Below are 14,812 nucleotides of genomic sequence, written 5' to 3' on the forward strand. Positions count from 1 at the left end.
CTTGCATTCGTAGGCTTGTTTGTTTTGAAGCCAGTAATGTTCTTTACAATTACAATGACGACAAGTTATACCCATTTGGTCTCTTAGTTCTTTGAATTTTTTCCGACAGGACTCCTCATCGGGGTAATTTATGGCAAAATCCAGGATATTCATAGCTCGAATTATTTTATTGTTATTGATGTAAATATAATGAATATCAATGAATTGTGCAAACATTTTTTGAAACTTATTTATAACTTTTTCCCGCTAAATTCTTTAGGAAGAACTGCGGATAATCATTTTTTCTTTTTATAAATGAAAAAAAAATTCCATTTAATACAAATCAATTTCATTATATAAATGATAATAAAATCATTTGGAGTAATACAGCTTATGATAAGGTTTCGGAATTATCAAATTTCAAAATTATTCTTACAGATAGCAATTTTATTGTAAATGCAAAGTACTTCAAGAAAGATTTATATAATGGACATTCTTTTGACCCTTATAAAAGAAAGTTCTATAATTATGACAATCAGACCTATTTCTATTTTCCTTTTGTCCCAATTTTATACACATTTAATGAGAATTCAATAAACGAAAAATATCAATTTATTATAGAAGGTTTTGATTTTCCTTCTGTTAGTTTTTTAAAAAGAATTAGCAAGAATAATCGAAATTATATTCCCCAATTACTTGAGTCTCCTTATATTTTCACGTTTGATATTTTTGAGAATAAGACCCATATATTGATTCCATTTTTTACGCAAAATAGTTTTTACTATGCGGTATATAACAAGAATAGTAACGAGTCAAATATTTATACCTCAAAAGAATTTGAGAAAATAATCAATATACCTTTCTTGTCCCCACCTATATCAGTAATAGATGATAATTTCGTTTCAGTAATTTATAATATCGATGAAATGAAAAAAACTTTAGAAATAAATAATAAAAAAAGAGGTTTGGCTGAATTGAAAAGAATCATAGAAAATTCTAGTGTAGATGATAATCCTATATTGATTTATTATACATTTGAACAAAGAGATTGATGTTACCAATGGTGAAGATGACATTTTTCGCTTTTCAAGAAGTTTTCTAACTTCCAATTCTTCCAGATTCATATCCGCAGACGCCGGGTACCCCCACCCGAATACCTAAATATTCACCAGCTCGAAGTATTCCAGCCCATGACGCGTCTGCGCTCTTTGCAAAAAATCAGGCAATTGTCCGCACTTTATTTTCCGACCTCTCACACCACCCCGTCCGGTACCAAGGCGGTTCCTTACTTACGATACAACTTTGTAGTAACAGTCCATCAGTAAAGGATAATCTGCCTTTTTCAGATTCCCATCACTCAATGCTCTGGAGAGTATCCAGCTTTTGGATATGCGCCAATAGCCCTTGCGGGTATTTGCCCATTGCCATGCCTGATACCTGTCTATTCCACATTTCATATCGTGGAGCTTGCTTTTCATATCCGCCAGCTTGAAGTATTCAAGCCAGCCCATGATAAAGTGGCGCAGCGATTCTTTGCGCTGTGCATACCCCATCCCGTTGCTCCGTCCCGTCAACTTTTTCAGTCTGGCTTTAAACTTGTCGAGACTTTTGGGGTGGACAGACAAACGGCATTCGCCACTGTGGACATAGAAACTATATCCCAGGAACTTCATTCCCCTTATATAGCCGGCTTTCGTCTTCTCACGGTTGACCCGCAGATGGAGCACATCCCCTATGAAGCGGATGATGCTCTCCCGTGTCCTTTCAGTCGCACGTTTGCTCCCGCAGAAGATCATGCAATCATCAGCATAGCGCACGAACGGGTGCCCACGACTTTCCAGTTCCTTGTCCAGACCGTCGAGCATGATGTTGCCCAACAGCGGGCTTAACGGACCTCCCTGCGGCACGCCCGCATGGCTCTCCTCGAAACGCTCTCCTATACGTATGCCTGCAACAAGATACTTGTGGATAAGGGAAATGACCCTTCCGTCCCGTATCTTGTGCGACAGCACCTCTATCAGGCGACTGTGGCTGACCGTGTCGAAGAATTTCTCCAGATCCAGGTCGACGGCATATTTGTAGCCCGTGTTGATGTGGGATTGCGCTTCACGCAGGGCATCATGACAACTGCGTCCGGGGCGGAAGCCGTGGTTGCTTTCGCTGAACTCCGCCTCGTAGAGAGGGGAAAGGATTTGGGATGTGGACTTGCACCACCAAGTTTGTAATCATGCACAGCGCACAATGAAAAGAGCCCGGTGCAATACCGAGCTCTAACACAGAAAACTTAATTTGTAATCTGTCCAATTTGTTGGTTATTATTTAATTTTCCAAATTGAGTTGATCTTCTATAACTTTCAGTTCTGCAGACTTATCGACTCCCAATACACTTAAATTATAATATACATTTCTAAGCAACATAAGCACTCCATTCACTTCTTGCTGAGAAGCATTTCTTGCTTTTGTAACTTGGTCTAATTTTTCCAATAAAGGAAGTGATTGCTGATATAACTCCACTGTTTTTTTATCGTTTTCTACCTGCTGTTGTCTGCTGGACAAAGTAGCGGTTTCTTCTTTTATTTCCTGTGCCTGAATAATATAATTCCTTGCAAGGTTTTCCAGCGCTCTCTCGCAATTGGGATCTTGTGCCAGGGCTTTCTTATACTCGGCTTCAGCAGCTGCATAGTCTCCCTTTTCAGCAAGGAGGGCTCCCTTCACACTGTTCAGGTCGCACGAGTTGGATGGATCGTTAACAATAGCCTGATCGAGATATCCCATTGCTTTATCACCTTCCCCATTTCGAATAAGCACATTGATCAAGGTGGGCAAAAAATACTTACTTTTGGGAAATTTTTCTGCACCGAGATAAAGTGTTTCTACAAATTTGACAGAGTCACCTAATTTTTCGTATTCGCTTGCCATCAACTCGTAAATATCACTTTCCGGATATACGCTATTCTCAATGAACGGTTCTTTAGCAACGCGTTCCAGCATAGCCAAAGCTCTTTCGTGCTGCTCGGCAGAGATGGCGGAAATGATGGCGTAATACTTGATAGTCTGATAGGTACTGTCCAATACGAATGCATCTTTCTGACCTTCAAACATGGGCAGTGCAGGTATATTCCAGTAAACCTCGAAGAAATCTGCCGCTTTCTTATAGTCTTTCTGTTCGTTGTAATAGACTCCTCCGTTGATATAAAACGGATGATTGGCACGCAGGATGTTACTGATATCTTTACGTACCCGGTTTCTTACTCTACCTTTGTCATCAGGGAGTTCAGCCAATGAATCGGCCTTCAGATAAGGTTGATAAGACTCCATGAGCCCATCGTACATCACCTTGTCGTTGGCATCCTGGTTCAACATCGTTTTGGTTCTCTCATTGTCGAAAGCTTTATTGCCAATATCCCCCATCACTTTCCATGTTTCGGGATCAGTGGCAGTCTCCGGATTCGTGGAGGCCTGCTGGATCAATGTGCGTGCTTCTTTCAGATCGTCTCGTCCTAATGCCCTTTTAGCATCTCTAAGAGCCGATTTCTGCGCGAGAATACTTCCCGTGGAGAAAATGGCAATCATAGTTAAGAATAGAATTCTTTTCATTTTGTCATATTTTTTGTGATTAAACTATTTATACGATATGGACCCTTTCGGTTTCGTAATTATCTTCATCTGATAACTGTTTCTTGCTATGTATTGACTAAAATATATCAAAAAGTTTAATTAAATAATGAATTTTATTGGTCTATACATGTGCACCGATTACAACAATCCATCGATATCTGTGCTTGTTTCTTCGGTCTCCTCAGAGAGATTTTCCATATCTTCTATCTCTTCTTCCTTGGAATTTACTTTACAAACGGAGGCGATCTGATCGTTCCTCTTTTCCAAATTGATGAGACGAACGCCTTGTGTGGCACGCCCCATAATACGAAGGTCGGAAATTTTCACACGTATTGTAACGCCAGATTTGTTAATTATCATTAAATCATTATCATCGGTTACACTTTTGATGGCGACCAACTTACCGGTTTTCTCTGTCACATTGAGTGTTTTCACACCTTTTCCGCCTCTGCGGGTAATCCGGTATACCGGTTCGCCGTCCTCGTCGTTCAGTTTTGTCCTTTTACCGAATCCCTGTTCCGATACCACCAGGATAGTATCTTCCGAATCGGGCTTCATACAGATCATTCCTATTACGCAATCCTGACCGTCGTCATCCAATGTCATACCTCTTACTCCGGTAGCAGTGCGTCCCATCGGACGGACATCCTTTTCGGGAAATCGTATGGCACGTCCGTTGCGGTTTGCCATGATTACATGCTGGTTACCGTCGGTTAAGCGTACAGATATTACCCTGTCGTCTTCACGGATAGTAATCGCATTTACCCCATTTTGTCTTGGCCTTGAATAGGCTTCGAGCGGCGTTTTCTTTACCACCCCCTGCTGGGTACAGAAGAGCAGGTTGTGAGAATTGATATACTCCTTATCCTGCAATGTCTCCACCCGGACAAATGCATTGACTGCATCATCCGAATCGATATTCAGCAGGTTCTGGATAGCCCTTCCTTTCGAATTTTTGGTTCCTTCCGGGATTTCATATACACGTAGCCAGTAGCATTTTCCTTTCTGGGTGAAGAAAAGCATATAATTGTGTGTGGTAGCAGGATAGATATATTCCACGAAGTCCTCTTCGCGGGTATCGGTTCCCCTGACTCCTACTCCACCTCTGTTCTGTGTATGGAAATCGGCCAGAGGAGTACGTTTGATATACCCCATATGAGAGATGGTGATAACCATATCTTCATTGGCATAGAAATCCTCGGGATTCATTTCTTCCGAAGCAAAGATGATTTCCGAACGGCGCTCATCGCCATATTTCTCACGGATCTCTGTCAACTCATCCTTGATCACTTTCATACGAAGTTCTTCATTGACCAGAATTTCATTGAGATAAGCGATCAACTTCTGTATCTCTTCGTATTCGGCGCGCAACTTATCCTGTTCCAGGCCGGTCAGTTGCCTTAATCGCATCTCGACGATGGCACGCGACTGTATATCAGAAAGTTCAAACCGTTCCATCAGTCGCTGGATGGCTTCCTGCGGTGTGGAAGAACTGCGGATAATGGCGATCACTTCATCGATATTATCGGAAGCGATAATCAGTCCTTCCAGGATATGGGCACGCTCTTCGGCTTTACGTAACTCATATTTGGTCCGGCGGATCACCACATCAATACGGTGTTCTACGAACAGTTCGATCATCCGTTTTAGCGATAATAATTCCGGACGTCCTTTCACCAGCGCGATACTGTTCACGCTGAAAGATGATTGCAGCGCAGTAAGCTTATACAGTTTATTTAACACGACATTGGCGTTGCCATCGCGTTTAATATCCACCACGATACGCATACCGTCCCTGTCTGACTCGTCGTTGACATTCGAGATACCATCAATTCTCTTCTCCGAAACCAGATCGGCAATATGCTTGATAAGGTCGGCTTTATTGACCAGATAGGGAATTTCGGAGATAATGATCTTATCGTGAGTCTTACCCGTCTCAATCTCCGCTTTTCCACGCATTACAATACGTCCCCTACCCGTCTCGAACGCCTCTTCCACACCCTTATAACCATAGATATAACCTCCGGTGGGGAAGTCGGGCGCTTTGATATGTTGCATCAACCCCTGGGTATCTATCTCCCTGTCATCGATATAGGCGATAATACCGTTGATACATTCTGTGAGGTTATGTGGTGCGATATTGGTAGCCATCCCTACGGCAATCCCCGATGAACCGTTGATAAGCAGGTTGGGGATACGGGTAGGAAGTACCGACGGTTCCTCGAGGGTATCATCGAAGTTCAATTGAAAATCGACCGTCTCTTTATCGATATCCCTGAGCATTTCCTCCGCCAGTTTGTTCAACCGTGCTTCGGTATACCTCATGGCCGCCGGACTGTCGCCATCCACACTGCCCATGTTACCCTGCCCGTCTACCAGCGTATAACGCATACTCCAATGCTGCGCGAGACGCACCATGGCGTTGTACACTGAAGAGTCGCCGTGAGGATGGTATTTACCTAATACCTCACCGACGATTCTTGCGGATTTCTTGTGGGGTTTATCGGAGGTATTACCCAATTCCGACATACCGTAAAGGATACGGCGATGCACCGGCTTAAAGCCGTCACGCACGTCGGGCAGGGCCCGAGAAACAATAACTGACATCGAATAATCGATGTACGATGACTTCATTTCATCTTCGATATTAATCTTGATGATTCTGTCTTCCTGATCAATCATATTACAAAGTGATTTTTCTCTTCAACTAATATTTCTATGTAGTTTATTAACAGATTAGTAACTGTTTTAAAATTTTGAAAATTTGGACAGACTAAGGTACAACTTTTTTCCCGATTTAACAAAAAAAACAGGAAGTTTATTACTTCCTGTTTTTAATTTTTTATGAACTATAATGAACGCTTATGCGCCGTGACAGTTTTTGTACTTTTTCCCGCTTCCACAGGGGCATGGGTCGTTCCTCCCGACCTTTTTCTCCACACGGATCGGCTCCAGCTTCTGAGGCTGTCTCTGTTGGGGGTCGCCATTCCTGCCAGCTCCTGCCGGCATACCGTCCGACTCCTCTTTTTGAGTACGGTACTTGCTATAATCGGTTTTTTGCTCAGGGGCGGCACGCCTTACGCTTCCGGGATCCTGTACCGGTATCTGTCCGCGCATCAGAATGGATACCGCCTTGGAGTTGATATCGTTAACCATTGTCTTAAAGAGGTTGAACGACTCCAGCTTATAGATCAGCAGCGGGTCTTTCTGCTCGTAACTCGCGTTCTGCACTGATTGGCGCAGTTCATCCATTTCCCGGAGATGCTCTTTCCAGTCCTCGTCGATGGTATGCAGCAGGATCGATTTCTCAAAGGCTTTTACCAATGCTTTCGATCCGGTCTCGTATGCCTCCTTCAGGTTGCATGAGATGTTATATACCCTTTTCCCATCGGTAATCGGGATCAGGATATTCTCATACATCGCTCCCTGATTTTCATAGACCTGCTTGATGACCGGTTGGGCGACTTCGGCGAGCCGCTCCGTTTTACGCTTAAAGGTCTCAAAAGCCTGGGCAGTCACTGCCTGCAACTGGTCGTCCAGTTTCATCTTCTTCATATCCTCTTCTTTGAAGGGAATATCCAGCGCCATCACACGAAGCAGATCGAGTTTCATCCCTTCGTAGTTATCTTCGTTCATCTCCACAATATTCCTTGCGGTCTCCGAAATCATGTTGGCTACATCGTTATCGATACGTTCACCCATCAGGGCGTGACGGCGACGGCGATAGATCACTTCACGCTGGGAGTTCATCACATCGTCGTATTCCAGCAAACGCTTACGGATACCGAAGTTGTTCTCTTCCACCTTCTTTTGGGCACGTTCCACCGATTTACTCAACATATTGTGTTCAAGTACGTCGCCTTCTTTGAATCCCATCCGGTCCATCAGGCCGGCAATCCTTTCCGTAGCAAAGAGGCGCATCAGGTCATCCTCCAGTGAAACAAAGAAAACACTCGATCCCGGGTCTCCCTGACGTCCGGCACGTCCTCTTAACTGCCGGTCTACACGGCGAGACTCATGCCTTTCCGTACCGATAATGGCGAGACCGCCGGCTTCCTTCACTTCGGGGGTAAGTTTGATGTCGGTTCCACGACCGGCCATATTAGTGGCGATAGTTACCATTCCCTTTTGCCCGGCATTGGCCACGATCTCGGCTTCACGCTGGTGCAATTTGGCATTCAGGACGTTATGTTTGATCTTGCGAAGTGTAAGCATACGGCTCAATAACTCCGAGATTTCCACGGAAGTAGTACCCACAAGTACAGGTCGTCCCTTGGCAATAAGGGCTTCCGTCTCTTCGATCACTGCCGTATATTTTTCCCTTTTGGTCTTGTAAATACGGTCATTCTGGTCGTCGCGGATGATCGGCCTATTGGTCGGGATCACCACCACATCCAGTTTATAGATATCCCAGAACTCACCGGCTTCCGTTTCAGCCGTACCGGTCATACCGGCCAGCTTGCTGTACATCCTGAAGAAATTCTGCAGTGTGATGGTGGCAAACGTCTGGGTAGCTGCTTCCACCTTTACCCGCTCTTTTGCTTCGATCGCCTGGTGCAGACCGTCGGAGTAGCGGCGTCCCTCCATCACACGGCCGGTCTGTTCATCTACGATCTTCACCTTGTTGTCGATCACCACATATTCATCATCTTTTTCGAACAGGGTATAAGCTTTCAGCAACTGGTTGACGGTATGTACACGTTCCGACTTCACAGCGTAGTTCTGTAGTAACTCGTCTTTCTTAACTGCTTTCTCTTCATCCGAAAGCGGAGACTGTTCCAGTTCCGCCAGTTCGGAAGCAATATCAGGCAGGATAAAGAAATCCGGGTCGTCCGACTTACCGGTCAGGAGGTCGATACCCTTATCCGTCAGTTCAATACTGTGCTGCTTTTCATCAATTACGAAGTAAAGCGGATCGGTTACAACATGCATATTGCGCATCTGCTCCTGCATATAGAATGCTTCGGTTTTAAGCATGGCTGCCCTCACCCCCTGTTCACTGAGGAACTTGATGAGAGGTTTATATTTCGGCATTCCCTTATAGGAACGGAAAAGCAACAGTGCGCCTTCTTCCTGTTCCTTGGGATCGGACGAAGCCATTTTTACTTTTGCTTCTGCCAGCAGATGTGTGGTCAGTTCACGCTGTGCTTTCACAATCATTTCTACCCTCGGACGGAACTGGTCATATAACTGGTCGTCGCCTTTGGGTACCGGACCGGAGATAATCAACGGGGTACGGGCATCGTCGATCAATACCGAGTCTACCTCATCCACAATCGCATAATTATGTTTGCGCTGCACCAGGTCTTTCGGCGAGACCGCCATATTATCGCGCAGGTAATCGAACCCGAATTCGTTATTGGTACCGAAAGTGATATCCGATTCATAAGCCTTGCGACGGGCGTCGGAATTGGGTTCATGTTTGTCGATACAATCTACCGATAAACCGTGGAACATATACATGGGGCCCATCCATTCCGAGTCACGTTTTGCCAGATAATCATTCACAGTCACCACATGCACCCCCTCGTGGGTAAGTGCGTTCAGGAAAACCGGAAGTGTCGCCACCAGCGTTTTACCTTCTCCCGTAGCCATCTCGGCAATTTTTCCACGGTGTAGTACCACGCCACCGAAGAGCTGCACATCATAATGGATCATGTCCCAGGTAATCTCGTTCCCCCCGGCGATCCAGTGGTTTTGATAGATGGCCTTATCGCCTTCAATACGGACAAAGTCGTGATTCGCAGCCAAATTCCTGTCGAAATCAGTAGCTGTAACCACAATCTCCTCATTCTGTGTGAAACGGCGGGCTGTATCTTTCATTATAGAGAACGCTTCCGGCAGCACTTCATCGAGCGCCTTCTCATACTTCTCAATCACATCTTTCTCCAGCTTGTCCACCTGGTTCCAGACCGTTTCACGCTTATCCAGATCGATGGCATCAATACCGGCCTTGAGTTCCGCTATCTGCGCTTTCTCTGCCACGACATATTCCTGAATGCGTTTTTCAAGCTCTTTCGTCCTGTTACGCAATTCATCATTAGAGAGTTTCTCTATTTCGGCATAGGCCTCTTTCACCCTTTTCACGACCGGATTAATTTCGTTCAGGTCGCGTTGTGCCTTGTTACCGATTATTTTTGATATAAAATCATTCCATCCCATAAGTATCTCTATTCATTGTGAGGTTTAAATTGGTTACAGGTTACAGATATGGTTTCCTAATCACCTTACTACCCTTCCACCTCCTATTGGTATATATTCTTAAATAAATATTGTATTGATTGTGGTTGCCAAACAAGTTTGGCCTATGTTCTCACTTACCGAAATAATTCCCCTAAAATCTTACCTTCAGCGGCATTGGGAGCCCGGATACGCAACCGATAGGCTACACTCGGAGCAATTTCGGTAGCTTCAATTGTCCGCTCAATTCTCTGGGGTTTGATATCACTCCCAAAGAAAATTACCGGGGCTACAACAGCATTGTTCCGCACTCTTACGTTTTGATCGGACTGAGGGTCTACTATCCGCCAACCGGGTTGTAACCGGAGGAAAAGATCACCTGAAAAACCTTTATAAAATCCGTTTCTGTAATACTGTACATCCTGGTTATAGGCGCCATGCAGCATCTGATACGAAGTGATCACATCCTGAATACCGGCCGATTGCACTAAAAACTCAGCCGCTTTCTGTTGAAACTCCCTTAAATCGATCTTTTTGTCTTCCAGCAATTTCCTGTCGAAGAAGAATTGCCTGTCGTAATATTTCCTGATCCACTGCTCTCTGCCGTAAAGTGCCATCAGATACATATTGAGCAGCGCCTGGCTCCGTTCGGGATAGAAATCACCACCGGAAGTAACCATCCCGTCGGGAATGATCTCCTGTTCCTCGAAATATCCGGTAGAAACTACAAAGATGAGTGTATTCTTAAGTCCCACAGAAGTGTCGATGGCGTCAAGCAGCCTCTCCAACTCCTGATCAAGACGATAATAGGTATCCTGTATCTCTACGGAATAATTTTTATCAAGTGCTTTTTCATAATTCCCGGCATAGAAAGTAAGCGCCAGAAAATCGGGATTCATTCGTTTCCCCAGCGATCCCGACTCAAGCAACCTGACCGCCATATCATTCACTTCCTTATTTACATAGGGTGATTGCTTGAACAACCTGATATTATTTTTCTTGTCAGTTCCGAAATAATGTTGAAAACTATATCTGTTCCGGGTATAGGGAAAAGCATCATACCGGTTCACATCGATGGCCGGACGCCACGTAAGACTATTAATGGTATAGGTGAGTGACTGCCCGCTACGGTTATGCTGATCGACTATCGGCTGTTTTGTTTTGTAAAAGGTAGAGGTTGCCCATTTCCCATTTTCCTCCTCGATCCAGAAGGCACCACTGGCAGCATGACCGCCGGAGGCGAAAGCCTGGGACGCATCGGGAGCAAAAGCGAAGATATCCGACTGTCCTCCTGAAGCTACTTTCAGCTCATCAGCAATAGTGGATACTTTGATGGGAAGAGGAGAAAGTTTTTCAGTAGTAAAATTCCCCAGATAATTATCGTCGAAGAAAGAAGATATCTCACGATTCGACTCCACAAGATACCGGTGCTCTGCCATAATTCCATGATAGGAAGGATTGGCACCGGTAAAGATGGTCGTGATGGCAGAGGCTTTATTCAGATTGGGAAAGTCGTAATAGACATTACTGTATACAAGTCCGCTATTCAACAATCTGTTGAATCCCCTGCTTCCGAATTTATGCCTGAACATCTCCAGATAATCCCCCCTGAACTGGTCGATGGTAATACCTACCACCAATTTCGGTATTTCGCCCGAAGGCGCTTGCGCAAAAAGCGTAGTGATTGAAAAAAAAGCAACCAGTGAAGATAATATTCTAACCATCGTATATTTCTGTCATTTACCGATCTAGAGTCCACCCCACCCTGCTTTCAGGTGTTTGCTTGTTGTGAACTGTTTATTTTTTAACCGCCTTTTTCTCAACATATAAATGTTTGTTCCCGACCTGAGCCACAAACTCATTGAAAATGGGATTGTTGCCACCGGTAATTGCTGTGGTATCCACCACCATAACAAAAGGAAAAGCGTTAAGAGTGCAAAGTTAATAAAATGATAGAAATAAACTGCTTTATTTGCTGATTTCATCCAGAAGAAAGAAGCAGCAATCAGCGCGAACGGATTCAGCCAGACAAAATTCCAGTTGGGATTGGTGGCAGGGTGCTCCGAGAAATACATCAGCACCAGAAGGATTATTCCGGCCAATCCGGCAACCGCAAACAATACTGTGTCATAAATCCTGGCAAGTTTGGTCTTATTCAGTTTGATAAGCTGGATCAGGGAGACGATTATGGTAAGCAACAATAATGCGAATGCCGTCAAGATTGGCGTAAAAACAACCCCTTCGCTCCTCTTGTTTATCTCTTTGTCAACCGGTAAGAGCATTTCGGTGTTTTTCACCAATGGCACGTTCAATGTATCGCCTCTTTGTATGGTTGCCCCCTCGAAAGAGTCCATCAGATAGTCCGGAATAAACATTTTTGCCCTCACATCGATAGTACTGTCAGCCGGGCTTCCTATCAGCAGGTCGATACCGAACTTCACCCACGGATAACCATCCACACATTCATGCACCAGGTCGCGATAGGATTGGTCTGAGCCGGTCGGAGGGTATTGGATGATTCCTTCCGTATATTCTTCGACCATATCACGGGGTCGGGTGGAACAATTATCATAGAAATAGTTGTATCTATACTCCCTGTTTTCAGGCAATGCGTTGACGAGAAGTGCATGGTACAACTGTTGTTTTTCAGCCGGCGAGAGGTTCAACTCCTGCTCCACCACCTGCTGTCCCCGGTATCCGTATTCGTCGAGAAATGCCTCAAAGGGAAGGTCACCCAGGATATAATCCGTTTTTCCACGTACAAAATTATAGATAAAATAGGGCTGCGAGGAATCAAAATAGCCGTAATTGAAAACCAGATCCACGCCGGTAGAATCATCCTGCACACGGATGGCAGTATGGCCGAAAAAAGCATATACGGCTCCATACCACGGCGATGCGGTCAGCAGGCTTATTTTCGCATTATCATTCAGTTGCACCTGACCCGGCGCAGGAAGTGATAACAGTATGATAAGAAGAAGCATCAAAGTCTTCTTTTGCCGAATAAAAGTCTGAAACTCCGTACTTACTAAAAATGATTCGATTATTCGTTTCATTGGCTTTTTACTTGTTTATCTGTAAGCCCGTGTATTTTCCCCGACATAAAACTGCAGGCGTAAACGGGTGCAAGAATGCCTCTGTTATGGTTTTTACATATACGTTTTACATATACGTCCTGTCAGATAAGACAAAAGTACACATTTTTGCGTAAAATCAATACATAACTCAAATAACAAATAGCGGCGATCCCTGTCAGACCGCCGCTATTTGTTACATCATTAATCCTGTGGATACCGGATTTATTTATTCTTGTTACGGTTTCCGTAACGGCTCATAAACTTGTCAACCCGTCCTGCCGTATCTACCAGTTTTTGTTTTCCGGTATAGAACGGATGTGAAGAACTGGTAATCTCAAGTTTTACCAACGGATAGGTAACACCGTCGATTTCGATAGTTTCTTTTGCATTAATAGTAGATCGCGAAATGAAAATCTCTTCATTCGACATATCTTTGAAAACTACCGGACGGTAATTGTTGGGATGGATCTCTTTCTTCATACTGATTTTTATTTTTCCGGTCATTGAAGCTGCCCGATCATCAACTTGTAACCCAGTCTCTGATACCTAAGCAAACTCCATTGATCCTGCTGTTTGAATATTCTCAATTTTCGGTGTGCAAAGATATGACAATCATTTAAAATAAAAAAATAAATAACACTCTTTTTTCTCTATCTGAAAGATTATCCTTTATTTTGCAGAAGATTAAGAAATACAATAATATGAAGGTAGAGGTAATTACTATTGGCGATGAAATCCTGATCGGACAAATTGTCGATACCAACGCTGCCTGGCTGGGGCGTGAACTTACACGGTGCGGTTTCGAAATAGCGGCTATCACCTCTGTGGGTGATTGTCAGGATGATATTATCAGGGCTATCGATCACGCGTTTGAGAGGGCGGACATTCTGCTACTGACGGGAGGTGTGGGGCCTACCAACGACGATATCACAAAGCATACCCTTTGCCGTTATTTCCATACCGCTTTGGAGTTCAACGATGAGGTATTGCAAAACATTGAATTATTATTTCTCAACCGGAACATACCTTTGAATCAACTCACCCGGCAACAGGCTTACATACCCGAAAACTGCAGGGTAATACAGAACAGGGTCGGCACTGCTCCCATTCTCTGGTTCGACAAGGATGGGAAAGTACTGGTCTCCATGCCGGGAGTTCCTTTCGAAATGAGGACCGCTATGGGCAAAGATATCATTCCACTGCTACAGGAACGGTTCCAGGCAAATGAGTACCTGCAGCGTTCCTACCTGGCAACGGGAATTACGGAATCGGCACTGGCTACCCGCCTTGCAGAGTTTGAAAATAAACTGCCACCCGGTTTTTCACTGGCATACCTACCCTCTTTCGGATATATCCGTCTCCGCTTATCGGCATGGGGAGAAGACCGCAAGCCGGAGATGAAACAGTTGGGTCGAAAGCTGAAACAACTCCTGGGAGATCATTTTGCGGGTAAAGGCGAGAAAATGCCGGAGGAACTGCTTGGCGAAAAACTGCGTAAGAAGCAACTCACTGTTGCTACAGCCGAAAGTTGCACCGGAGGATATATTGCCCACAGGATCACCGTTGTCCCCGGCGCGTCTGATTATTACGAAGGGAGTATTGTGTCGTACGATAACCGGATAAAGGAAGAACTGCTGGATGTGGACCCGGGTACGATAGATGTCCACGGCGTGGTCAGTCGTGAAGTGGTGGAACAGATGGCTATCAATATTACCGGAAAACTGAAGACAGAATGCGGTATTGCCGTGTCGGGAATTATGGGTCCTGACGGGGGGACAAAATCGAAGCCGGTAGGGACTGTTTGGATTGCCACCTATTGTGATGGCCGGATTCTCAGTCGGGAGTATAATGTTGGACGCAGCCGCGAAGAGAACATCGAACGTACGGCTAACCTGGCCATCCTTCAGTTGCTGAAGATGTTAAGCCGGAAATAGCAGGCCGGCCCCAACACAAAATCC

Annotated in this window: 9 protein-coding genes and 2 pseudogenes; 3 read left to right on the forward strand and 8 right to left on the reverse strand. The window is 44.7% G+C overall.

Annotation, left to right across the window (positions count from 1 at the left end):
• Positions 1-153: transposase (locus F597_RS21055; RefSeq protein WP_185094370.1), on the reverse strand; the 153-nt coding region annotated here is incomplete at its 3' end.
• 137 nt (positions 154-290) lie between these two features.
• Here F597_RS21055 and F597_RS23165 point away from each other — a divergent pair.
• A pseudogene (locus tag F597_RS23165) lies at positions 291-869 on the forward strand (6-bladed beta-propeller); the annotation flags it as partial.
• A 36-nt stretch (positions 870-905) separates the two neighbouring features.
• Complete coding sequence (locus F597_RS22995; protein ID WP_281167196.1) at positions 906-1,031, forward strand: hypothetical protein; 126 nt, start codon at positions 906-908, stop codon at positions 1,029-1,031.
• A gap of 237 nt (positions 1,032-1,268) precedes the next feature.
• Here the strand turns inward: F597_RS22995 and F597_RS22105 are convergent.
• From F597_RS22105 to F597_RS0116320, 7 genes and pseudogenes are all read right to left on the reverse strand, one after another.
• Positions 1,269-2,186: pseudogene (locus tag F597_RS22105) on the reverse strand (reverse transcriptase domain-containing protein); the annotation flags it as partial.
• 112 nt (positions 2,187-2,298) lie between these two features.
• A complete protein-coding gene (locus tag F597_RS0116295; RefSeq protein ID WP_026327548.1) occupies positions 2,299-3,576 on the reverse strand; it encodes a tetratricopeptide repeat protein in 1,278 nt (425 codons plus the stop codon).
• A gap of 159 nt (positions 3,577-3,735) precedes the next feature.
• Positions 3,736-6,279 carry a DNA gyrase subunit A gene (gyrA, locus tag F597_RS0116300; RefSeq protein WP_019540829.1) on the reverse strand — a complete coding sequence of 848 codons (2,544 nt, stop codon included), beginning with the start codon at positions 6,277-6,279 and terminating at the stop codon, positions 3,736-3,738.
• A gap of 180 nt (positions 6,280-6,459) precedes the next feature.
• A complete protein-coding gene (secA, locus tag F597_RS0116305; RefSeq protein ID WP_019540830.1) occupies positions 6,460-9,759 on the reverse strand; it encodes a preprotein translocase subunit SecA in 3,300 nt (1,099 codons plus the stop codon).
• A gap of 155 nt (positions 9,760-9,914) precedes the next feature.
• A complete protein-coding gene (locus F597_RS0116310; RefSeq protein ID WP_019540831.1) occupies positions 9,915-11,501 on the reverse strand; it encodes an alkaline phosphatase family protein in 1,587 nt (528 codons plus the stop codon).
• Between the two features lie 24 nt (positions 11,502-11,525).
• Complete coding sequence (locus F597_RS21065) at positions 11,526-12,833, reverse strand: Lnb N-terminal periplasmic domain-containing protein (protein ID WP_019540832.1); 1,308 nt, start codon at positions 12,831-12,833, stop codon at positions 11,526-11,528.
• A gap of 243 nt (positions 12,834-13,076) precedes the next feature.
• A complete protein-coding gene (locus F597_RS0116320; protein ID WP_019540833.1) occupies positions 13,077-13,334 on the reverse strand; it encodes a type B 50S ribosomal protein L31 in 258 nt (85 codons plus the stop codon).
• Between the two features lie 221 nt (positions 13,335-13,555).
• On the opposite strand from F597_RS0116320, the gene F597_RS0116325 reads away from it, so the two are divergent.
• Positions 13,556-14,788: a CinA family nicotinamide mononucleotide deamidase-related protein gene (locus F597_RS0116325; protein WP_026327549.1), complete on the forward strand. Its 1,233-nt coding sequence runs from the start codon at positions 13,556-13,558 to the stop codon at positions 14,786-14,788.
• Positions 14,789-14,812 lie beyond the last annotated feature (24 nt).

It is taken from the genome of Proteiniphilum acetatigenes DSM 18083 (genome assembly GCF_000380985.1).
In the GTDB taxonomy this organism is placed as follows: domain Bacteria; phylum Bacteroidota; class Bacteroidia; order Bacteroidales; family Dysgonomonadaceae; genus Proteiniphilum; species Proteiniphilum acetatigenes.

What these genes read in the sequence shown, in the direction of transcription:
- F597_RS22995 (WP_281167196.1), top strand. Translation starts at nt 906, where the DNA reads ATGAAAAAAACTTTAGAAATAAATAATAAAAAAAGAGGTTTGGCTGAA.
- F597_RS0116295 (WP_026327548.1), bottom strand. Translation starts at nt 3,576, where the DNA reads ATGAAAAGAATTCTATTCTTAACTATGATTGCCATTTTCTCCACGGGA.
- gyrA (WP_019540829.1), bottom strand. Translation starts at nt 6,279, where the DNA reads ATGATTGATCAGGAAGACAGAATCATCAAGATTAATATCGAAGATGAA.
- secA (WP_019540830.1), bottom strand. Translation starts at nt 9,759, where the DNA reads ATGGGATGGAATGATTTTATATCAAAAATAATCGGTAACAAGGCACAA.
- F597_RS0116310 (WP_019540831.1), bottom strand. Translation starts at nt 11,501, where the DNA reads ATGGTTAGAATATTATCTTCACTGGTTGCTTTTTTTTCAATCACTACG.
- F597_RS21065 (WP_019540832.1), bottom strand. Translation starts at nt 12,833, where the DNA reads ATGAAACGAATAATCGAATCATTTTTAGTAAGTACGGAGTTTCAGACT.
- F597_RS0116320 (WP_019540833.1), bottom strand. Translation starts at nt 13,334, where the DNA reads ATGAAGAAAGAGATCCATCCCAACAATTACCGTCCGGTAGTTTTCAAA.
- F597_RS0116325 (WP_026327549.1), top strand. Translation starts at nt 13,556, where the DNA reads ATGAAGGTAGAGGTAATTACTATTGGCGATGAAATCCTGATCGGACAA.